A 19,349-nucleotide genomic window follows, 5' to 3' on the forward strand; every position below is an offset into this window, starting at 1 on the left:
ATGCTGATCAAGCTGCTTTCCGGCGACTTGCCGCGCAGCCGCGCGCTGACGGCCCTCCTCATCGCCATCGTGCTGGGCCTCTTGTCCGCGCCGTTCCTCTTTTCCGGCGCCCGGCCGCTGAACACGGCCGCGACGATCTGCGTCTACATCGTGCTCGTCGCGTCGTACGACCTGCTGCTGGGCTATACGGGCATCGTGTCGTTCGCGCATACGATGTTCTATGGCATCGGCGCCTACGGCGTCGGCATCGCGCTGGCGAGCGTGGACGAGCCCACATGGAGCGCGATCGCGTGGGGCGTCGCGGCCGCGCTGCTGCTGACCGTCGCCCTCGCCTTCGTCATCGGGCTGTTCGCGCTGCGCGTGCGCGCCATCTTCTACGCGATGATCACCCTGGCCGTCGCGTCGTCGTTCGCCGTGCTCGCGTCGCAGCTGTCGGACTTTACCGGCGGCGAGGACGGACGCACGTTCAGCGTGCCGGAGCTGCTGTCCCCGGGCTTTACCCTCGTCGACCACGACGTGTTCGGTCGCGCCGTCGACGGCCGGCTCATCACGTACTACATCGTGTTCGCGGGCTGCCTGCTGCTGTTCCTGTTCCTGCTGCGCCTGGTGAATTCGCCGTTCGGCCGCGTACTGCAAGCGATCCGCGAAAACGAATTCCGCGCCGAGGCGCTGGGCTACCGCACGGTCGTCTACCGCATCTGGGCGAACGTGCTGGCGGCCGTCGTGGCGGCGCTGGCGGGTGCGCTGATGGCCTTGTGGCTGCGCTATGTGGGGCCCAAGACGAGCCTCGACTTCGAAGTCATGACGGACATCCTGCTCATCGTCGTCATCGGCGGCATGGGGACGATGTACGGCGCCGTCGTCGGGGCCACCTTGTTCATCCTCGCGCAGAACTACCTGAAAACGCTGATGGGCCAGGCGTCCGAGCTGGCGTCCGGCGTGCCGCTGCTGGCGGCCGCGCTGCACCCGGACCGGTGGATGCTGTGGCTGGGCGTGCTGTTCATCCTGTCGATCTACTTCTTCCCGATAGGGATCGTCGGCAAGCTGCGACTGCGCCGCGCGCGCGGCTGATCCAAAAACAAAGGGCCGTCCACCCGCAGGTGACGGCCCTGTTCATCCGCGCGGCGCGCACGCCGCGTCGGCGTCTTACGCCTTCGACGAATTGTACGTCTTCACGCCGGCGAGGATCTCGGCCTTGGCCGCGTCCGGGCCTTCCCAGCCTTCGACCTTGACCCACTTGCCCTTTTCCAGGTCCTTGTAATGCTCGAAGAAGTGCTGGATCTGGCGCAAGGTCAGTTCCGGCACGTCTTCCACTTTCTGCAGGTTCGCGTAGACCGGCAGGATCTTCTCGACCGGCACGGCGAGGATCTTCGAATCGCCACCGGCTTCGTCCGTCATCTTCAGCACGCCCAGCGCGCGGCAACGCACGACGACGCCCGGGATCAGCGCGTACGGCGTGATCACCAGCACGTCGCACGGGTCGCCGTCGTCGGCGATCGTGTCCGGCACGTAGCCGTAGTTGCACGGGTAGTGCATCGCGGTGCCCATGAAGCGGTCGACGAAGATCGCGCCGGATTCCTTGTCCACTTCGTACTTGATCGGGTCGGCGTTCATCGGGATTTCGATCACGACGTTGAAGTCGTTCGGCACATCGCGGCCGGCGTTGACGTTGTTCAGGCTCATGGGTTGTCCTTGGTTGCTGGGGAAACAATAAAACAGAGATTATAACGAATCACCCTGGCCTTGTGCGTCGCACAAGGTCGCCAAGGCATGGAAGAGACGCCGCAACGGCGCTCGTGTTGGTCCGGCGCCGACAGGTCCCGCGCCTCGTGTTGCTCCACGCCCCACTCGGCAGCCGTAAAACGGCCTCAAACCCCGCCAAACACGCCCTTATCGAGGCTGGCACGCCTTCTGCTGTATTGACGTCGTGAGCAGCCGCTCCGCGAATTCTCAACCACCATCGAGGGGAACAACATGAACATCCAGAAGCATATGGAAGCCATCTTCATCACCACGCTTGCCGTCGTCAGCGCGGGGTCGCTCGTCATCGACCGCCTGCCGGACGCCCAGGCCCGGCCGGCAGCCGCACCGCTGCCCGTCGAGAACAACATCGGCACGCCGGGTCACATGGCCGTGATCATCGTACACGGCCACCGTCCGGCGCGTGGTGCGTGATGCCCCTCAGAGCACCGTGGCCAGCGCGCACTGCCGGTAGTGATTGTCGGCGTCCTCGCGCTGGCCCAGCGCCTCGTGCAACTGGGCCAGCTTCAGGTGGGCGTCACGCACCATGGCGGGCTCCGTCGCGTCGGACAGCGCCTGTTCCAGGTAGCGCTGCGCCTTGCCCCACAGTTTCTGGCGCAGGCACAGCGAGCCCAGGGTCAGCTCCAGTTCCGGATCGTTCGGATGGGCGCGCAGCCAGCCTTCGCAATTCTCGATCTGCGCGAGCAAGGCAGGCGAGCCTTCCGCGCCGGCCGCTTCGCGGTACGCGCGCACGACGCGCTCGTCCCACTCCGCCTTCAGCGCATCCTCGACGATGCCGCGGGCTTCGTCATGCAGGCCGCGCGCGTTGAACGCCGCCGCCGCGCGCGCCGCGATGTACGGCTTCACGCGGTCGGCGCTTGGCACCGTGTTCCATACGCGGCGGATCGATTCGGCGTCATGCCCGCCTTCCGACAGCATCGCGTCGTACGCCATCTCGCGCAGCCGGCCCGACAGCGCCGGATGCAGCGCGTTGCGCTTGTCGAGGATGCGCACGAGGCGCAGCACCTCGGGCCAGTTGCGCGCCTGCTGGTTGGCCTTCATGGCCCATTGCAGCGCATGGATGTGGCGCTGGCCGCTCGCGTTGAGTTCCGCGACGGCTTCCAGCGCGCCTTCCGGCTTGTGGTCGTCGACGAGCAGTTCCGTGACCGTCATCAGCCGGGCCGTCTTCAGCGACTGGTCTTGCACGATGCCGGCGAGCCAGGCGTCGCGCCGTGCGGGCTCGCGCATGCGGTGCGCGGCACGGGCGCCGATCAACGCGGCGAGGCCCGCGTTGTCCGGCAGGTCGGCGGCGCGCATGGCGGCTTTCTCGGCGTGGCCGAAGCGGCCTTCGAACAGGGCTTTGAGCGCCTCGCGCAGACCGCGATTCGCTTCGCGCTCGCGCTTGCGGTAGCGGTACTCGGCCACGCGCTCGGGCATGCCGAGGGTGGCGCGCACGGCCCGCGCGAGGCCGTACAGCACGAGGAACAGCAGGCACGCGAGGACGACGAACAGGTTCAGCGACAGGTCGATCCGGTGCGGCGGGTAAAAGAAGACGACGTTGCCGGGATTGAAACGCGCGGTCACGGCAATGCCGATGGCGGCGGCCATCAGGGCGACTAACCAGAGGAGTAAACGCATGGTGCAGGTCCCGCTGGTTAAGACTTCGATTTGTAATTGCGCACGGCGTTCAGGCTCTCCGACAGGTCGGGCACGTCGATCGTGACGTTATTGGCCTGCACCTGGCGCAGCAATGCCTGCGCCGCCTGCGTCGAGCGTGCCTTCGTGTCGAAGTACTTCACGAGCATCTGCTGCGCCGTGCTCAAGTCGTCGCGGAACGTCCCTTCGTTGCGCGACAGCAGCGCGAGGCGCGCGTTCAGCAGCCGCAGCTTGAGGTTCTCGCGCACGAAATACGATTCCGTCGGCGACAGCATCAGCGCGTCCGGATTGTCGACCGTGCGCACGCGGATCAGCTGGCGCATGTCGTCCCACATCTCGTGGCTCCAGTCGCGCCACGTGTCCGTCACACGCTGGCCCAAGGTGCGCTCGGCCGCAGGCGCCGCCTTGGCCGCGCCTTTCGCGCCGGACGCATTCACGCGGGTGGGCGCGATCGGCTCGGCCGGCTTTTCGTCGGACAGCAGCGGCAGGTCGTCGATCTGCGAAATGACGTTGTCGATGCGCAGCGCCATGCCGGGCTGGTCGACGGCCGGCAGCGCCTTCAGCTTTTCGATGTCGCGCGCGATGGCGCGGCGGATCGTGATGAATTGCGGCTTGTCGGAACGCGACAGCGAACGGTCCGCGTTCTGCAGCGCGATCAGCGCGCCCTGCACGTTGCCGGCCAGTTGCAGCTGCTGGCTCGCCGTCGACAGCACCTGTTCGATCTCGGACAGCGCCCACTCGTCGCGGTTCTTCGAGATGTCCTGGTACATCTGCTCGAGCGCCGCCTGCTGGCTCTGCGCCTCGGTCTGACGATTTTCCAGCACGCCGACCTTCACTTGCAACTCCTTCGCGGCTTCCTGCACTTCGCGCACGGTTTGCGCCGTCTCGGCGTTCGAGGCGTTGTCTTTTTGCAGGGTGCGCGCGACGTCCTCGCGCAGCCGGTTGAAGCGCGCGTGCGTGGACCAGGTCTGCAGGGCCAGCAGCACGGCCAGCGCGAGGATGGCCACGTTCTGCGGTTTCTGCAGCAGCCCACCGAGGCCGGTGCCGCTGGGCGGCGGCCCGGGCGGCAGCGGCGTCACATAGCTTTCCGGCGGCACGACCTGACCGCCCACGTTTGGTTTTTCTGGATTGTTGGGCAATTCATTCATGCTCGTGATTGTAACGCGGCAAGCAGCCTCTCGTCGCCGGACCCGGTGAGGGTGACCAACGTGAAACCGAGCGCGCCCGCCGTTTCCGCGATGCGCGCGTGCGGCACGATCAGGCGCTGCTGTTGCAATTTTGCCACACTTGTTGCGCCATCAAGCTGTTCGACGAGACCCGCGAGGCCGCGCAACGCTTCGGAGCTCGTGATGATCCAATCGTTCGGGCGCGCCAGCAAGGTGCGCAGCGACGCCGCCAGGTCCGGCGTCAGGCCGGGCACGGCGCGGCGGTAGGCGGCCACCGTCTCGACGTCGATACCGGCCGCGCGCAACGCGTCCGGCAGCAGTTCGCGGCCCGTCTCGCCGCGCACGACGAGCACCTTGCGGCCCTGCAGCGCGGCCGTGTCGAGCGCCTGCAGCAGGTGTTCGGAATCGCTGCGCGACGCATCCTGCGGGGCGTGGATGCGATAGCGCGGCTCGTCCACGCCGTGGCGCGCGAGCGCCGCGCGGCTGCCCTCGCCCACGACGGCCAGCGCCACTTCGGGCGGCCAAGCGTCGATGTGGGCGAAAGCGGCGTCGACGGCGTTCGGCGACACGAACGCGACGAGCGCATAGTCGCGCACATGGGCGAGCACGGCGCGCAGCCGCGTCTCGTCGGGCAGTGGGGAGATGTCGAGCAGCGGCAGGATCAGCGGCGTGCGGCCGAGCGCCGCCACCGCGCGCGCCAGCGGCTCGGCCTGCTGGCGCGGTCGGGTAATGACGACCGTGTCAGACATCGCCGGCGGCTGCCGCCCTGCACTCGGCAAGGATGCCTTCCGCATCTTGCGCGGCCAGCTTTTGCGCGGCCAGCTCGCCGACGGCTTCCGGCAGCGCGGCCGGACCGCTCGCTTCGGCGTAGGCGCTGCGGCGGCCGTCCGGCGTGCCGACCATCGCGCGCAGGTGCAACGTGTCGCCGTCAACGGTGGCGTGCGCCGCGAGCGGAATCTGGCAGCTGGCGCCGAACACTTGCGACACCTTTCGCTCCGCCTGCACGGCCTGCGCCGTGTGTATGTGGTTCAGCGGCGCCAGCATGGCCCGGACGTCGAAGCCTGCGGCATTGCCCGACAGGATCTCGATCGCCATCGCGCCCTGGCCGGCGGCCGGCAGGCTGTCTTCCGGTTCCAGGTAGGCGCGGATCCGGCGCGTGAGACCGAGGCGCTTGAGGCCGGCGGCGGCGAGGATGATGGCGGCGTAGTCACCCCGGTCGAGCTTCGACAGCCGCGTGTCGAGGTTGCCGCGCAGCGGCTTGATCACGAGCTGCGGATAGCGCGAGGCGATGAGGGCCTGGCGGCGCAGGCTGCTCGTGCCGACGATGCTGCCCGCAGGCAGCGCGGCCAAGGTGTCGAAGTCGTTCGAGACGAAGGCGTCGCGCGGGTCTTCGCGCTCGAGGATGGCTGCGAGTTCAAAGCCTTCCGGCAACTCCATCGGGACGTCCTTGAGGGAGTGGACGGCCAGGTGCGCGCGGCCGTCGGCCATCGCCACCTCGAGTTCCTTCACGAACAAGCCTTTGCCGCCGACCTTGGACAAGGTCTTGTCGAGGATCTGGTCGCCGCGCGTCGTCATGCCGAGAATCTCGATCTGGCACTGCGGATATAATGCCGCGAGCCGGTCGCGCACGTGCGTGGCCTGCCACATGGCCAGGCGGCTTTCGCGCGATGCGATAATCAGTTGCGCGGGAACGTGCTGCGTCGTGTCGTTGGAATTCAAAACGGTTTCTTTCACTGTCGTTGCGCCCGGATCGGGCAGCGCCGGTTAAACCCATACCTGAGTCCATAAATTCTAGCATGGGCCTACCCGCAGGCCATGGCCAACCGCCACCGTGCCGCGCAGGAACATTTCGCAATACCGATTCGTTGTATCTGTCGTTTCAACAATTCAACCATGGTCGATATGGACAATCCTGCTGCACTCTCCCCCCAACCGCCCGGCACTGTCGACAAGGACGCGCCGCTGAAAGAAGACATCCGCCTGCTCGGCCGCCTCCTCGGCGACGTGCTGCGCGACCAGGAAGGCGAAGCCGTGTTCGACCTCGTCGAGACGATCCGCCAGACCGCCGTGCGCTTCCGCCGCGAAGACGACCAGGAAGCGGATGCCGAACTGAAGGCCCTGCTCGCGAAACTGTCGCGCGAAGAGACGAACTCCGTCGTGCGCGCGTTTTCCTACTTCTCGCACCTGGCGAACATCGCCGAAGACCAGCACCACATCCGCCGCCGCCGCGCCCACCTGCTCGCGGGCTCGAAGCCGCAGCCGTCCAGCGTCGCCTACGCGCTATGTCGCCTGAAGGACGCCGGCGTCGCGCAGGACACGGTCGAGGGCTTCTTGCGCGAGGCGCTGATCGCGCCCGTGCTGACGGCGCACCCGACCGAAGTCCAGCGCAAGTCGACGCTCGACGCCGAGCACGACATCGCGCGCCTGCTGGCCGAGCGCGACCTGCCGCTGACGCCGAAGGAACGCGCGCACAACCTGCAACTGCTGCAAGCCCGCATCGCCACGCTGTGGCAGACCCGGATGCTGCGCTATGAAAAACTGACGGTCGCCGACGAGATCGAGAACGCGCTGTCGTACTACCGCACGACGTTCCTGCGCGAGCTGCCCGCAGTGTACGACGACGTCGAGGAAGAGATCGCGGCGCAGTACGGCGCGGCGGCCGCCGGCCTCGACGACGCCGCCTACATGCAGATGGGTAGCTGGATCGGCGGCGACCGCGACGGCAACCCGAACGTCAACGCCGCGACGATGCAGCGCGCGCTCGTCCGCCACTCCACGACGATCTTCGATTTCTACCTCGACGAAGTGCACGCGCTGGGCGCCGAGTTGTCGCCGTCCACGTTGCTCGTGCCCGCGAGCCCCGCGCTGCTGGCGCTGGCGGACGCCTCGCCCGACCACTCGCCGCACCGCAGCGACGAACCGTACCGCCGCGCGCTGATCGGCATCTACGCCCGCCTCGCGTCGACGGCGCGCGAGCTGGGCGCGACGAACATCCTGCGCAAGGAAGTGGGTCATGCGGACGCCTACCGCGACGCGGCGGAGTTTCGCGCCGAGCTGCAGGTGCTCGTCGATTCGCTGAACGAGAACCACGGCGCCATCCTCGCCGTGCCGCGTTTGAACGGCCTCGTGCGCGCCGCCCGCATCTTCGGCTTCCACCTCGCCTCGCTCGACATGCGCCAGAGCTCCGACGTGCACGAGAAAGTGCTGGCCGAGCTGTTCGCGCGCGCGGGCGTGCAGGCCGACTATGCGGCACTCGACGAAGACGCGAAAGTCAAACTGCTGCTGGACGAACTGGCCCAGCCGCGCCTGCTGTACACACCGTACGAAAGCTATTCGGACACGACGAATGCCGAGCTGCAGATCCTGCGCACGGCGCGCGAGATCCGCAAGCGCTACGGCCGCCGCGCGATCCGCAACTACATCATCTCGCACACGGAGACGGTATCCGACCTGCTCGAAGTCCTGCTGCTGCAAAAGGAAACGGGCTTGTACCGCCCCAGCGAGAAGAAGAGCGACGTGATGGTCATCCCGCTGTTCGAGACGATCCCCGACTTGCAGCGCGCGAGCGAGATCATGGGCGAGTGGATGGCGCTGCCCGTCGTCGCCGACGTGATCGAGCACCAGGGCCGCCTGCAGGAAGTCATGCTCGGCTATTCGGACTCGAACAAGGACGGCGGCTTCCTCACGTCGAACTGGGAGCTGTACCAGGCCGAGCTGAAGCTCGTCAAAGTGTTCGCGGATGCGAACGTCAAGCTCCGGCTGTTCCACGGCCGCGGCGGCACCGTGGGCCGCGGCGGCGGCCCGAGCTACGACGCGATCCTCGCGCAGCCACCCGGCACCGTCAACGGCCAGATCCGCCTGACGGAACAGGGCGAGATCATCTCGTCGAAGTTCAGCAATCCGGAAATCGGCCGTCGCAACCTCGAGCTGCTCGTCGCCGCCACGTTGGAAGCGGGCCTGATGCCGCATGGCGCCGACCGCGAACAGATCGAGCGCCTGTCCCGCTTCGAACCCGTGATGGCGGAACTGTCGCAGCGCGCGTACAAGGCGTACCGCAACCTCGTGTACGAAACGCCGGGCTTCACCGACTACTTCTTCGCGGCCACGCCGATCGCCGAGATCGCGGAACTGAACCTCGGTTCGCGTCCCGCGTCGCGCAAGTCGACGCGCCGCATCGAAGACCTACGCGCGATTCCCTGGGGCTTTTCGTGGGGCCAGTGCCGGCTGCTGCTGCCGGGCTGGTTCGGATTCGGCGCGGCCGTCTCCGGCTGGCTGGCCGATGGCGACGGAGAGCAACGCCTGGCGCTGCTGCGCGAGATGGCGCAGCACTGGCCGTTCTTCGCGACACTCCTATCGAACATGGACATGGTGCTGGCAAAGTCCGACCTCGCCATCGCGTCGCGCTACGCGGAACTCGTGCCGGACGCCGAACTGCGCGAACGCATCTTCAAGCGCATCGCGGCCGAGTATGCGGAGACGCTGCAGTGCCTCGCACTCGTCACGGGCACGGAAGAACGCCTCGTGAACAATCCGCTGCTGGCGCGCTCGATCCAGAACCGCTTCGCGTACCTCGACCCGCTGAACCACCTGCAGGTCGAGCTGATCCAGCGCCACCGCGCGCTGTCGGCCGAGCAGAAGGTCGACGAGCGCGTGCACCGCGGCATCCACCTGTCGATCAACGGCGTCGCCGCCGGCCTGCGCAACACCGGTTGATCCGGCCTCGTCGCCCCTGCCTCGGCGGGGGCGACGTTTTTCCTCATCGCCGCACAGAGATGCCGAACGCGAGACTCAAGTCCGGCGTGTTCCGGTTCAAGCCATGCACGACCATCGCATCGAGCTGGCAATCGCGGCTCACGAGCCACGAGACGCCCGCGTCGACCACCGTCTGCGAGCCCCCGTGCGCCGCGCGCGCGATCTGCGGCGCGGCCAGTTCCGCGAAGCCGTGCAGGCGCTCGCTGAACGCCTTGCCCAACGACGCGGCGAACACGCCGTACGTGTAGCGCGCGCCGTTGTCGTCGCCGTCGCGACCCACGCCCGGCATCACGCCCAGCGACCAGTCATGGCCGAGATCCCATTCGAGCGGCACGTTCAGCGACGGCCGGAAGCCCGTGCCGCGCAGCGTGCTGCTCCCCGTCGGCAGCGCCGCTTCCGCGATCACGCCCCACGACGGCCGCATGCCGTCCTGGTCGCCCAGATGCCATTTGATACCGGCCGCGCTGTCGGCCCAGCCTGCGCTCACCGTGTGGATGCCCGTCGCCGGGTCGCTCGCATGCGCGATCGTGCGGCCAGCCGTTTCCAGGCGCAGCTCCAACGCGTCGGACAGGCCCACACGCAGCAGCGCGGGCGTCGTCAGCGTGCGCACGTGTAGGTCGGCGTCGCGCTGGCGGTCCCATTCGACGCCGAGTTCGAGCTGCACGCGGTACGGGCCGACCACCTGGCTCGAATTCGCGACATTCGGCCGGTCGGGGTTGATGGTGTCGTCGTCCGCACGCGCGGCCGGAAAGGACAGGATGCCGGCCAGCAGGCAGACCCAGGAAGAATGACGAAAAAGCATCGCAATGGTGATCTGTTCGGAAATGCCGACAGTATGCCAAAGATGGCCCGGTCAGGACGTGCGCCCGGGCATTCCTCTCCAAACCGTAATCGAAAAAAAAGCCGCGCGGCCCGGTCGGGCGGCGCGGCTCGTCGTCGCAGATACGCTTACTGGTTCTGCAGGAACGTCTTCAGCTTGTCCGAACGCGACGGCTGGCGCAGCTTGCTCATCGCCTTCGCTTCGATCTGGCGGATGCGCTCGCGCGTGACGTCGAACTGCTTGCCCACTTCTTCCAGCGTGTGGTCGTTCGACATCTCGACGCCGTAGCGCATGCGCAGGACCTTCGCCTCGCGCGGCGTCAGCGAATCCAGCACTTCCTTGATCACGTTGCGCATCGACGCGTGCATCGCGGCGTCCAGCGGCGCCAAGGTGGCGTTGTCTTCGATGAAGTCGCCCAGCTGCGAATCGCCGTCCTCGCCCATCGGCGTTTCCATCGAAATCGGCTCCTTCGCGATCTTCATGATTTCGCGGACCTTCGATTCCGGCATCTCCATCTTCGTCGCCAGCGTCGCCATATCGGGCTCGGTGCCCGTTTCCTGCATGATCTGGCGCGAGATGCGGTTCATCTTGTTGATCGTCTCGATCATGTGCACCGGCACGCGGATCGTGCGCGCCATGTCGGCGATCGAACGCGTGATCGCCTGGCGGATCCACCACGTCGCGTACGTCGAGAATTTATAGCCGCGGCGGTACTCGAACTTGTCGACCGCTTTCAGCAGGCCGATATTGCCTTCCTGGATCAGGTCCAGGAATTGCAGGCCGCGGTTGATGTACTTCTTCGCGATCGAGATCACGAGACGCAGGTTGGCCACCGTCATCTCGCGCTTGGCCGTGCGGGCGCGCTTTTCGCCGGCCGCCATCTGGCGGTTGATCGTGCGCAGGTCCGCCAGGGGCAGCGCCACGCGTGCCTGCAGGTCGATCATGCGCTGCTGCAGCTCCAGGATCGCCGGGGCGTTGCGCTTCAGGACGGCGCTGTACGGGTACGCGCAGTCGACTTCGCGCTGCACCCACTCGAGGTCCGTCTCGTTGCCCGGGAAGACCTTGATGAAGTGGGCGCGCGGCATGCCGCAGCGGTTCACGCAGATGTCGAGCACGGAACGCTCGATCGCGCGCACTTCGTCCATCTGGTGGCGCAGCGTGTCGCACAGCTTTTCCACGACCTTTGCCGTGAAGCGGATGCCCAGCAGTTCCGACGAGATCACTTCCTGCGCCGCCGTGTACGCGTCCGAGCCGTAGCCTTGCGTCTTGAACGCGTGGCCCATCTTGTCGAACTGCTTTTCGATCAGAGCGAACTTGTCCAGCGCGCCCTTCTTCAGCGCAGCCAGCTGCTCGGCCGAATAGCCGGCCGCGGCGCTGCCGCCCGCACCGCCCTCGTCCTCTTCTTCCTCGACGTCGTCCTCGTCGTCTTCGTCGTCCTCGTCGGACGCGCTGACGGGTGCGCTCGCGCCGGCGCCATCGTTCGGGTCGATCAGGCCGTCGACGACGTCATCGATCTTCAGCTCGTCCTTGGCGATCTTGTGCGACAGCGCGATGATCTCGGAGATCGTCACCGGGCAGGCGGAGATCGCCTGCACCATGTCCTTCAGGCCGTCCTCGATGCGCTTGGCGATGGCGATCTCGCCTTCGCGCGTCAGCAGCGACACGGCGCCCATCTCGCGCATGTACATGCGGACGGGGTCCGTCGTGCGGCCGAAGTCGGAATCGACGGTCGAAAGCGCCGTCGCGGCGGCCGCTTCGACTTCGTCTTCGGACGTCGGCGTGACGACGGCATCCGACAGCAGCATCATTTCCGCTTCCGGCGCGCGCTCGTAGACGGCGATGCCCATGTCGTTGAACGTGGCGATGATGCCTTCGATCGCTTCCGGATCGATGATGTTTTCCGGCAGCTGGTCGTTGATCTCCGCGTGGGTCAGGTAGCCGCGCTCCTTACCCATATTGATCAGGTTCTTCAGCTGCTGGCGGCGCTTTTCCAGTTCCTCGGCCGAGAAGCCTTCCGCGGCGCCGAACAGGTTGGCGCTGCCCTTGGCCTTGCGCTCGCGCAGCTTCGACGCCGCTTTCAGTTCGGCGCGCTCGACGGCGTTCAGCGCCGCGATCTCGTCGTTCTCCGGCACGAATTCGCTCGGCTTGCGGCCACGGCGGCCCGGCACCTTCACTTGCGGCAGCAGATAGCCCGACGTGTCGATCGCGGCCAGCGCGGCGGCGTCCGTCGTCGTGCTGACGGTGCCGGCCGGCGTCGCCGTCGTCGTCGCGGCGGACGGCTCGATGCGGCGCGCCGTGCGGGCGCGCACGACGCGCACGGCCGGGGCCGGCTCGGCGGCTTGCGCGGCCGGCGCTTCCGCTGCGGCTTCCTGCTCGACGGCCGGCGCGGCGGCCGGTTCGGCGTCCGCCTTCAGCGCGGCGAGGCGCGAACGCTTCTTGACGATCACGGGCGGCGCGGCCGGTGCGGTCGCTTCCATCTCGGCGGCGGCCTCGGCCGGCTCGGCCTGCGTCACCTCGGCGGCGACCGCGTCGGCTTCGGCGGCACCGACGGCGACCGCGTCATCGAATTGTTCTGCCTGCTCGGGCTCGGCCTGCACGGCCTTCAACGAGGCCAGACGCGAACGCGTCTTCACCACCGTCACCTTGGCGGCCGCTTCCGTTTCGAGGAAATACGAGGTCGCGGTCTTCGGCACCGACAGCTGCGCCGTGGTCTTGGCCGGCGCTTTTTTCGCTGTCAGTGTCAGGGTCTTGGCGGTGTTTTTCATAAACTTTCTCCAATCGAGGCGTGGCGCATGCCTGCGAAGTCAATAACCCACCTGGTCCGCAACGCGGACCCCGGAGGGCGGGGATGATGGGAAGGCCCTAGCTAGGGGCGGATAGCCGGATATCAAGCACTCCTGCCGCGGGCGCCGGTCGGCGGGCGGCGTCCTGGACAGCCGGGACGGGCTGCGGCACGCACGCGCAAGGGGATCGGGCGGAACGGTATGTGGTTGAAATCGGGGCTTAGCATGTCGGAACGAAAAAAAGCCCGTCAGACAACGGGCTTGAATCTATTTTCCAGGGGAGAAATAGAGGAGACAGAAGCATTATGCCTTAAGGAAATGTTTAGCGATAATTGAAATATCCGATAAGGGATATAACGGCAGCGCATATTTCCTTTTCCTCTTCCTATCCTGGCTGCGTCGGCGCAAACCGTGCGCAGGGAAAGGGGCGGATCATACACGATTTCTCGGTTGTGCGCCGCCGCACATGCACGAAAATAACGGTTGTTCAGTCAACACGACGATCCGTTACATGGTCGAGCGGCACACGCACGGCGCGACCATGCTATCCTTCCGCTTCCCGTTCTTACCATGAAGTCAATGAATACGATGAGTCCTGTCGCCGAGCTCCCCGAGGCCACCGAAACCGCCACCCACGCCACGCCCGATGCGCAGCCTTCCGCCAGCGCGGCACAGGCGCCGGCCCCGGAAGCCGACGCGCACGCTGACGTCCCGGCGGAAGCCGCACAATCGCCGCGGGCGCTGCTCAAGCATCTGCAGCAACAATTCGTGGCGTTCCGCAACTGCCTGCCGCTCGCGATCGGCATCGACAAGCAGGTGCTGGCCCGCCTGCCCGGCCTGAACCGCAAGACGATGCGTGCCGCCCTCGGCATCCACACGGGCTCGATGCGCTACCTGCGCGCGATGGAAAAAGCCACCGTCCGCTACGACCTGGACGGCAATCCCGGCGCCGAAGTGACGGACACGCACCGCCTGCACGCGAAGGAATTGCTGCAGGAGCGCTTCAAGAAGGAAGCCGACCGCAAGAAAGCGGAACGCGACGCGGCCGCACAGGTGGAAGCCGACCGCAAGCGCCAGGAAAAGCTGCAGCAGCTGGCGTCCAAGTTCGCGAAACGCTGAGCCAGCGCGCCGCATGAGCGAGGCCGAGGACGACCTCCCCCCGTACCAGGGCATCACGCTCGCGGACGTGCGCCTCGTGCGCAACCGCGCCGATGCGGACGGCGCGCTGGCCGCGCTGCTCGCGTCCGACGCGATCGGCTTCGATACGGAATCCAAGCCCACGTTCCAGAAGGGCGAGCAATCGACGGGGCCGCACCTCGTGCAGCTCGCGACGGACGACCATGCCTATCTGTTCCAGATCGGCGCCCGGCCGGCCCGCGCGCCCGAGCCGGCGGAAGGCGCCGCGCCTGCCCCCGTGCCCGGCATCGACGTGTTGCGTGCCGTGCTGGAATCGCAGTCGATCCTGAAAGTCGGCTTCGGTCTCGGCGACGACCTGCGCCGCCTGCGCGCCAAGCTGGGCATCGAAACACGCAACGTGCTCGACCTGTCGACGGCGCTGCGCCGGGGCGAGCGCAATGCGCTGGGCGCGAAGACGGCCGTCGCGCGCTTCTTCGGCCAGCGCCTGCAGAAATCGCGCAAGATCACGACGACCAACTGGGCGTTGCCGCGCCTGACCGACAAGCAGATCCTGTACGCGGCCGACGATGCCCACGTCGCCCTGCGCATCTATCGCCACTGGCGCGCGAATCCGCCGCCGCCGTTGCCGACTAAGCCCGTCACCGGCGGACCGATGCGGGCCGCGCAGCCCAAGCCCCGCACCTAGGATGCAACGCGTCGCTCCCTGCGCCGCCGCCCTGCTGCTGGCGCTGGCCGCGTCCGGCTGCTCGCGCCGCGACGGCCCCGTCGACGGCGCCACCGTCTTCAAGCCGTGCGCGTCGTGCCACCAGATCGGCGCGAACGCGCGCGGCGGCTTCGGTCCGCAGCTGAACGCCTTGTTCGGCCGGCGCGCGGGAAGCACCGCAGATTTCGCCTACTCCGACGCCATGAAGACGTCCGGCATCGTCTGGGACGATGCCACGCTGGCCGCGTTCCTGCGCGATCCGGAAAAGGCGGTACCGGGCACGAAGATGCGCTTCTGGGGCATCCACGACGAGCGCGACCTGGCCGCATTGATCGCCTACCTGCGCACGTACCAGGACGCGCACTGACGGCCGACCCCGTTGTCGTTCTTAAAAGATTGCGGGAAATTCAAGTGGGCGCGGTATGATGGGAACGTCATGTCCGTCGCCACCCTCCACTTCGCCTTGCTTGCCGCCGCGGCCCTGCTCGCGCCGGCGCGGGCGCACGCGCAGCCGGAGCGCGCCGTGCCGGACACGCTGGCCCAACGCGTGGCCGCGTGCGCGTCGTGCCACGGCAGCCCGTCCGCGCCGTCACCGACGACGGGCCCGCACTACTATCCGCGCATCGCCGGCAAGCCGGCAGGTTACTTGTACAACCAGCTGCAGAACTTCCGTGACGGCCGCCGCCAGTATCCGCTGATGACCTATATGGTCGAGCATCTGTCCGACGACTACCTGCGCGAGATCGCGACGTATTTCGCGACCCAGCACGTGCCCGCGCCCGTGCTTGCGCGCGCGAGCCTGCCGGCCGACCAGCTGGAGCGGGGCCGCGCGCTCGTCACCCGGGGCGACCCGGCGTTGAAGGTGCCGGCCTGCGTCGCGTGTCACGGCCAGCGCCTGACGGGCGCCCTGCCCGCCATCCCCGGCCTGCTCGGCCTGCCGCGCGACTACATCAACGCCCAGTTCGGCGCCTGGCGTAACGGCACGCGTCGCGCGGCCGCGCCCGATTGCATGGCCACGATCGCGGGACGGCTGTCGCTGGCGGACGTCGCGGCCGTCTCCGCCTGGCTCGCGAGCGAACCGGTGCCGGACGATGCCGATCCCGCCGCCGACGTCGCGCATCCGATGCCGCTCGCGTGCGGCAGCGAGCCGGAGCAGCGATGAGACGCGTCGTCCTGGGCGTCATCGCCGTCCTCGTGCTGGCCGCGCTCGTCGCCGTCGTCGCTGCCTGGCCTCGCGCCGAATTCATCCCGGCCCGGTCGCGCGAGGCCTGGGTGCCGAGCCCGGCGAATATCGCGCGCGGCGCCTATCTCGCGCGCGCGGGCGACTGCATGGCCTGCCACACGGCGCGCGGCGGCACGCCGTACGCGGGCGCTCGCGCGCTCGCGACGCCGTTCGGCACGGTTTACGCCCCCAACATCACGCCGGATAGGGCGACGGGCATCGGCACGTGGACGGCGGACGACTTCTGGCACGCGCTGCACAACGGCATCGCGCCCGGCGGCCGCCTGCTGTACCCCGCGTTCCCGTACCCGAACACGACGAAGATCACGCGCGACGACGCCGACGCGCTGTACGCCTACCTGCGCAGCCTGCCGCCGGCGCGCCAGCCGAACCGCGCGCACGCGCTGCGCTTCCCGTACGACAGCCAGGCCGTGCTAGCCGGCTGGCGCCTGCTGTACTTCAAGCCGGGCGTGTACGCGCCGCAGCCGGCGCGCGGCACCGACTGGAACCGCGGCGCCTACCTGGTCGACGGCCTGGGCCATTGCGGCGCCTGCCACAGCGCGCGCAACGACCTGGGCGCGACGGGCGCGCGGCTGTCGGGCGGCGCGATCCCGATCGTCGGCTGGTACGCACCGGCGCTGGACGCGGACGACGAGGCGGGCCTCGGCCAGTGGGACCGGGCCGACATCGTGCAATTGCTGCGCACGGGCGTCGCGCCGCGCGGCGCCGTGTTCGGGCCGATGGCGGAAGTCGTGGGACAGAGCCTGCAATACTTGACGGAGGCGGATGCCGGGGCGATGGCGACGTATCTGAAATCGCTGCCGCCGGAGCCGGCGCCGCGCCGCGCCGGCGCACCGCCGCCCGACGACGTCATGAAGGCGGGCCGCGCGCTGTACGGGCACCACTGCGCCGATTGCCACGGCGCGGACGGCCGCGGCACCAGCGTCGCCGGAAAGCCCGCGTATCCGCCGCTGGCCGGCAATGGCGCGCTGACGATGCCGGACCCCGTCAACGCCATCCGCATCGTGCTGAATGGCGGCTTTCCACCGTCGACGTCCGGAAATCCGCGCCCGTTCGGGATGCCGCCGCACAGCCCCGTACTGGACGATACGGAAGTGGCGGCCGTCGTGACCTATGTGCGCAACAGCTGGGGCAATGCGGCGCCGGCCGTCACCGCGCCCGAGGTCAACCGGTGGCGCGCCGTGCCACTCGACTGATGACAGGGAGATCACCATGCCAATGTATCGCGTCTGGTACCGCAATAACGAGGAGCCGCTGGAATTCGCCACGCCAGGGCGCATCAGCGAAGCGGACATCGTCGATCGCGTCCTCGCGCACGAGCGCATCGAACGGGGCGCTCCCGCGAACGTGCGGGAACTCGTCGCCGACCACAACCTGGCTCCCGTGCGCTACACGGAAGACGAAAGCGAGATGAACGCGATCTGGTAGCGGATCACGCCAAGGACACGTGCCCGACCCCGTAGACGGCGACGCCCGTGTCGGCCGCCGGTTCGCGCTCCCACAACCGGAACCGCACGAGCGTCCAGTCGCCTGGCTCGTAGCCCGCCACCGCCGCGAGCGCCCGGCCGCCTTCGACCGCCTCCGCGGCAAGCGCCGTTTCGTGCCGGCGCAGCGCTGCGAGGTCGGTGCCGGGCGGGATGGGCCGCCGCTCGACCGTCGCAAAGCGGGCCTGCGCGATACTGTCCGCAAGCCGTGCGTCCCACACGAGCCACGTCGCGACGGACGGCCGCCCGAACGCGTCCGACACGCCGGCGAACCCGGCGCCGTTCAGGAACGCGTGCATGCCCTCAACCGTGTTCCACACGTAGGACGGCGCATACGCGTTGTCCCGGCCCGGCCCCGCCTTGCGCGCGGCGAGATACGCCTTGAACAGCAAGCCCGGAAAGCCGTCCGTCAGATGCCCCCTGTCCGCGATGCGGCGGTCGATGAGCGCCATGTCGTAATCCGCCGGCAGCGGAAAGCGATACTGCATCGCGATCATGACGACGCTCCCGGTTCCGCCTGCGGCGCCGCGATGCCGTTGCTGAACGACCAGTCGGCGTAATCCGTCGTCTGGACGATGACCATCAGATCTTCCGCGCGCAATCCGGGCGAGTCGGCCAGCAGCTCGGCGAGCCGTCGATAGAACGCCTGCTTGGTGGCGGCGTCGCGCGGTTTGCCGCGCCGGAGGGAAATGCGGGCGAATGGCATGGCGGCCTCCTCAACGTGGCGTGGTCGGGACATCGCCGAGCAGGCGCGCAGCCGTTGCGGCGGCGGGCCAGCCGGCGTAGAACGCAAGGTGCGTCACGGCCAACGCCGGCACGGCGCCGAGGGCGCGCTGGCCCATGCCTTTCAGAGTCGTCATCGTCGTTTCTCCTGTCGTGGTTGATGTGGCCATCATAGCTACGTGAAACCATTTGGAAAATCGAATATATTTGAACCAATTGTTCAATAAAACGGGACTATCATGCGTCGCACGAATTTCGACATGGATGCGTTGCGCAGCTTTTGCGAAGGCGTCGCCCTCGGCAGCTTCGCGAAGGCGGCCGACCGGCTCGGACGGTCGACGTCGGCCATCAGCATGCAAATGAAGAAACTCGAGGCCCAGGCGGGCACGGACTTGTTGCGCAAATCGGGACGCGGGCTGGAACTGACGGCCGCGGGCGAACTGCTGCTCGGTTACGCGCGCCGCATCCTCGATCTGAACGACGAAGCGTGCGCGGCCGTGACCGGCATGCACCTCGACGGCGCCGTCAGGTTGGGGTTGCAGGAAGACTTCGGCGAGGGCTTGCTGTCCAACGTACTGGCCCGGTTCACGCGCAGCCATCCGGACTTGCAGATCGAGGCGGTCATTGCCCGCAACGCGGACCTGGTCGCGCAGCTGCAAGCGGGAAAGCTCGATCTCGCACTCGCGTGGCACACGGGCGCAGAACTTCCGCACGTGGACGTGCTGGGCGACTATCCGATGCGGTGGGTGGGCGCCGCGGCGCACGCGCCTGCGCGCGAGCCCGTGCGGCTCGTCGTGTTGCAGGCGCCCTGCTTCATGCGCAAGGTGGCGACCGATGCGCTCGACCGGGCCGGCATTCCCTGGCGGATCGTGTACACGAGCCCGAGTCTGGCAGGCATCTGGGCCGCCGTCGCGGCCGGGCTCGGCGTCACGGTGCGCACGCCCCTCGGCCTGCCCGGCGATGTGTGCCTCCTGGACGGCACGGACGGCCTGCCGGCCCTTCCGGGCATCCGGCTCGCGCTGTTCAACGCGGCGGCGACGCCGTCGCCGGCCTGCGCGCGCATGGGCGCCCTCATCCGGGAACACGTCGTGGCCACGCCGGAGGAGAGACGCGCGGGCACCGTATAAAACGGCCCGGCCGGG

The 19,349-nt window shown here is 67.9% G+C and carries 20 protein-coding genes; 10 read left to right on the forward strand and 10 right to left on the reverse strand.

The window, feature by feature from the left end:
* Window positions 1-1,071: a branched-chain amino acid ABC transporter permease gene (locus NX784_RS14750; RefSeq protein ID WP_258817439.1), complete on the forward strand. Its 1,071-nt coding sequence runs from the start codon at window positions 1-3 to the stop codon at window positions 1,069-1,071.
* A 75-nt stretch (window positions 1,072-1,146) separates the two neighbouring features.
* On the opposite strand, the gene ppa is transcribed toward NX784_RS14750, so the two are convergent.
* Complete coding sequence (gene ppa, locus NX784_RS14755) at window positions 1,147-1,683, reverse strand: inorganic diphosphatase (RefSeq protein WP_258817440.1); 537 nt, start codon at window positions 1,681-1,683, stop codon at window positions 1,147-1,149.
* A 291-nt stretch (window positions 1,684-1,974) separates the two neighbouring features.
* Between ppa and NX784_RS14760 the strand changes: the two genes are divergently transcribed.
* Complete coding sequence (locus NX784_RS14760) at window positions 1,975-2,175, forward strand: hypothetical protein (protein WP_258817441.1); 201 nt, start codon at window positions 1,975-1,977, stop codon at window positions 2,173-2,175.
* Window positions 2,176-2,181: 6 nt separating this feature from the next.
* Here the strand turns inward: NX784_RS14760 and NX784_RS14765 are convergent, their stop codons facing one another.
* From NX784_RS14765 to hemC, 4 genes are read right to left on the reverse strand one after another with little or no spacing between them, the layout of a single operon-like run.
* A complete protein-coding gene (locus NX784_RS14765; RefSeq protein WP_258817442.1) occupies window positions 2,182-3,378 on the reverse strand; it encodes a heme biosynthesis protein HemY in 1,197 nt (398 codons plus the stop codon).
* Window positions 3,379-3,395: 17 nt separating this feature from the next.
* Window positions 3,396-4,544, reverse strand: a complete 1,149-nt coding sequence (locus NX784_RS14770) for a uroporphyrinogen-III C-methyltransferase (RefSeq protein ID WP_258817443.1) — start codon at window positions 4,542-4,544, stop codon at window positions 3,396-3,398.
* Complete coding sequence (locus tag NX784_RS14775) at window positions 4,541-5,311, reverse strand: uroporphyrinogen-III synthase (RefSeq protein ID WP_258817444.1); 771 nt, start codon at window positions 5,309-5,311, stop codon at window positions 4,541-4,543. Before NX784_RS14775 ends, NX784_RS14770 begins: the two co-directional genes overlap by 4 nt.
* Window positions 5,304-6,281 carry a hydroxymethylbilane synthase gene (gene hemC, locus NX784_RS14780; protein ID WP_258817445.1) on the reverse strand — a complete coding sequence of 326 codons (978 nt, stop codon included), beginning with the start codon at window positions 6,279-6,281 and terminating at the stop codon, window positions 5,304-5,306. The genes NX784_RS14775 and hemC overlap by 8 nt, the downstream gene beginning before the upstream one ends.
* 183 nt (window positions 6,282-6,464) lie before the next feature.
* On the opposite strand from hemC, the gene ppc reads away from it, so the two are divergent.
* Window positions 6,465-9,275 carry a phosphoenolpyruvate carboxylase gene (gene ppc, locus NX784_RS14785; protein WP_258817464.1) on the forward strand — a complete coding sequence of 937 codons (2,811 nt, stop codon included), beginning with the start codon at window positions 6,465-6,467 and terminating at the stop codon, window positions 9,273-9,275.
* A gap of 43 nt (window positions 9,276-9,318) precedes the next feature.
* On the opposite strand, the gene NX784_RS14790 is transcribed toward ppc, so the two are convergent.
* Both NX784_RS14790 and rpoD read right to left on the reverse strand, forming a co-directional pair.
* The gene (locus tag NX784_RS14790) at window positions 9,319-10,116 is read right to left on the reverse strand and encodes a transporter (protein WP_258817446.1); all 798 of its coding nucleotides are present in this window, start codon (window positions 10,114-10,116) and stop codon (window positions 9,319-9,321) included.
* A gap of 146 nt (window positions 10,117-10,262) precedes the next feature.
* A complete protein-coding gene (gene rpoD / locus NX784_RS14795; RefSeq protein WP_258817447.1) occupies window positions 10,263-12,899 on the reverse strand; it encodes an RNA polymerase sigma factor RpoD in 2,637 nt (878 codons plus the stop codon).
* A 597-nt stretch (window positions 12,900-13,496) separates the two neighbouring features.
* On the opposite strand from rpoD, the gene NX784_RS14800 reads away from it, so the two are divergent.
* From NX784_RS14800 to NX784_RS14825, 6 genes are all read left to right on the forward strand, one after another.
* Entirely contained in the window at window positions 13,497-14,036 is a 540-nt protein-coding gene (locus NX784_RS14800) for a ProQ/FINO family protein (protein WP_370662941.1), read from the forward strand.
* 13 nt (window positions 14,037-14,049) lie between these two features.
* Window positions 14,050-14,739 carry a 3'-5' exonuclease gene (locus NX784_RS14805; protein ID WP_258817448.1) on the forward strand — a complete coding sequence of 230 codons (690 nt, stop codon included), beginning with the start codon at window positions 14,050-14,052 and terminating at the stop codon, window positions 14,737-14,739.
* 1 nt (window position 14,740) lies between these two features.
* A complete protein-coding gene (locus tag NX784_RS14810) occupies window positions 14,741-15,124 on the forward strand; it encodes a c-type cytochrome (protein WP_258817449.1) in 384 nt (127 codons plus the stop codon).
* Window positions 15,125-15,193: 69 nt separating this feature from the next.
* Window positions 15,194-15,919, forward strand: a complete 726-nt coding sequence (locus NX784_RS14815; protein ID WP_258817450.1) for a c-type cytochrome — start codon at window positions 15,194-15,196, stop codon at window positions 15,917-15,919.
* Window positions 15,916-17,196 (forward strand): cytochrome c, encoded by a 1,281-nt coding sequence (locus NX784_RS14820; protein WP_258817451.1) that lies wholly within the window; start codon window positions 15,916-15,918, stop codon window positions 17,194-17,196. The genes NX784_RS14815 and NX784_RS14820 overlap by 4 nt, the downstream gene beginning before the upstream one ends.
* A 16-nt stretch (window positions 17,197-17,212) precedes the next feature.
* Window positions 17,213-17,428, forward strand: coding sequence for a hypothetical protein (locus NX784_RS14825; protein ID WP_258817452.1), 216 nt, complete (start codon window positions 17,213-17,215; stop codon window positions 17,426-17,428).
* A gap of 4 nt (window positions 17,429-17,432) precedes the next feature.
* On the opposite strand, the gene NX784_RS14830 is transcribed toward NX784_RS14825, so the two are convergent.
* From NX784_RS14830 to NX784_RS14840, 3 genes are read right to left on the reverse strand one after another with little or no spacing between them, the layout of a single operon-like run.
* The gene (locus NX784_RS14830; RefSeq protein WP_258817453.1) at window positions 17,433-17,981 is read right to left on the reverse strand and encodes a DUF4865 family protein; all 549 of its coding nucleotides are present in this window, start codon (window positions 17,979-17,981) and stop codon (window positions 17,433-17,435) included.
* On the reverse strand, window positions 17,978-18,190 hold the full coding sequence (locus NX784_RS14835) for a tautomerase family protein (RefSeq protein ID WP_258817454.1): 213 nt from the start codon (window positions 18,188-18,190) through the stop codon (window positions 17,978-17,980). The genes NX784_RS14830 and NX784_RS14835 overlap by 4 nt, the downstream gene beginning before the upstream one ends.
* A 10-nt stretch (window positions 18,191-18,200) precedes the next feature.
* Complete coding sequence (locus NX784_RS14840; protein ID WP_258817455.1) at window positions 18,201-18,344, reverse strand: hypothetical protein; 144 nt, start codon at window positions 18,342-18,344, stop codon at window positions 18,201-18,203.
* Window positions 18,345-18,446: 102 nt separating this feature from the next.
* Here NX784_RS14840 and NX784_RS14845 point away from each other — a divergent pair, with 102 nt between their 5' ends.
* A complete protein-coding gene (locus NX784_RS14845; RefSeq protein WP_258817456.1) occupies window positions 18,447-19,334 on the forward strand; it encodes a LysR substrate-binding domain-containing protein in 888 nt (295 codons plus the stop codon).
* The last annotated feature ends 15 nt before the right edge of the window (window positions 19,335-19,349 follow it).

This window comes from Massilia pinisoli, from assembly GCF_024753285.1.
Classification (GTDB): Bacteria; Pseudomonadota; Gammaproteobacteria; order Burkholderiales; family Burkholderiaceae_D; genus Telluria; species Telluria pinisoli.

Bases quoted from the DNA above. Each gene is read 5' to 3' on its own strand.
- NX784_RS14765 (WP_258817442.1), bottom strand. From the start codon at position 3,378: ATGCGTTTACTCCTCTGGTTAGTCGCCCTGATGGCCGCCGCCATCGGC.
- ppc (WP_258817464.1), top strand. From the start codon at position 6,465: ATGGACAATCCTGCTGCACTCTCCCCCCAACCGCCCGGCACTGTCGAC.
- NX784_RS14790 (WP_258817446.1), bottom strand. From the start codon at position 10,116: ATGCTTTTTCGTCATTCTTCCTGGGTCTGCCTGCTGGCCGGCATCCTG.
- NX784_RS14805 (WP_258817448.1), top strand. From the start codon at position 14,050: ATGAGCGAGGCCGAGGACGACCTCCCCCCGTACCAGGGCATCACGCTC.
- rpoD (WP_258817447.1), bottom strand. From the start codon at position 12,899: ATGAAAAACACCGCCAAGACCCTGACACTGACAGCGAAAAAAGCGCCG.
- NX784_RS14760 (WP_258817441.1), top strand. From the start codon at position 1,975: ATGAACATCCAGAAGCATATGGAAGCCATCTTCATCACCACGCTTGCC.
- NX784_RS14840 (WP_258817455.1), bottom strand. From the start codon at position 18,344: ATGACGACTCTGAAAGGCATGGGCCAGCGCGCCCTCGGCGCCGTGCCG.
- NX784_RS14845 (WP_258817456.1), top strand. From the start codon at position 18,447: ATGCGTCGCACGAATTTCGACATGGATGCGTTGCGCAGCTTTTGCGAA.
- NX784_RS14770 (WP_258817443.1), bottom strand. From the start codon at position 4,544: ATGAATGAATTGCCCAACAATCCAGAAAAACCAAACGTGGGCGGTCAG.
- ppa (WP_258817440.1), bottom strand. From the start codon at position 1,683: ATGAGCCTGAACAACGTCAACGCCGGCCGCGATGTGCCGAACGACTTC.
- NX784_RS14800 (WP_370662941.1), top strand. From the start codon at position 13,497: ATGAATACGATGAGTCCTGTCGCCGAGCTCCCCGAGGCCACCGAAACC.
- NX784_RS14835 (WP_258817454.1), bottom strand. From the start codon at position 18,190: ATGCCATTCGCCCGCATTTCCCTCCGGCGCGGCAAACCGCGCGACGCC.
- NX784_RS14815 (WP_258817450.1), top strand. From the start codon at position 15,194: ATGTCCGTCGCCACCCTCCACTTCGCCTTGCTTGCCGCCGCGGCCCTG.
- NX784_RS14820 (WP_258817451.1), top strand. From the start codon at position 15,916: ATGAGACGCGTCGTCCTGGGCGTCATCGCCGTCCTCGTGCTGGCCGCG.
- NX784_RS14825 (WP_258817452.1), top strand. From the start codon at position 17,213: ATGCCAATGTATCGCGTCTGGTACCGCAATAACGAGGAGCCGCTGGAA.
- NX784_RS14810 (WP_258817449.1), top strand. From the start codon at position 14,741: ATGCAACGCGTCGCTCCCTGCGCCGCCGCCCTGCTGCTGGCGCTGGCC.
- NX784_RS14775 (WP_258817444.1), bottom strand. From the start codon at position 5,311: ATGTCTGACACGGTCGTCATTACCCGACCGCGCCAGCAGGCCGAGCCG.
- NX784_RS14830 (WP_258817453.1), bottom strand. From the start codon at position 17,981: ATGATCGCGATGCAGTATCGCTTTCCGCTGCCGGCGGATTACGACATG.
- NX784_RS14750 (WP_258817439.1), top strand. From the start codon at position 1: ATGCTGATCAAGCTGCTTTCCGGCGACTTGCCGCGCAGCCGCGCGCTG.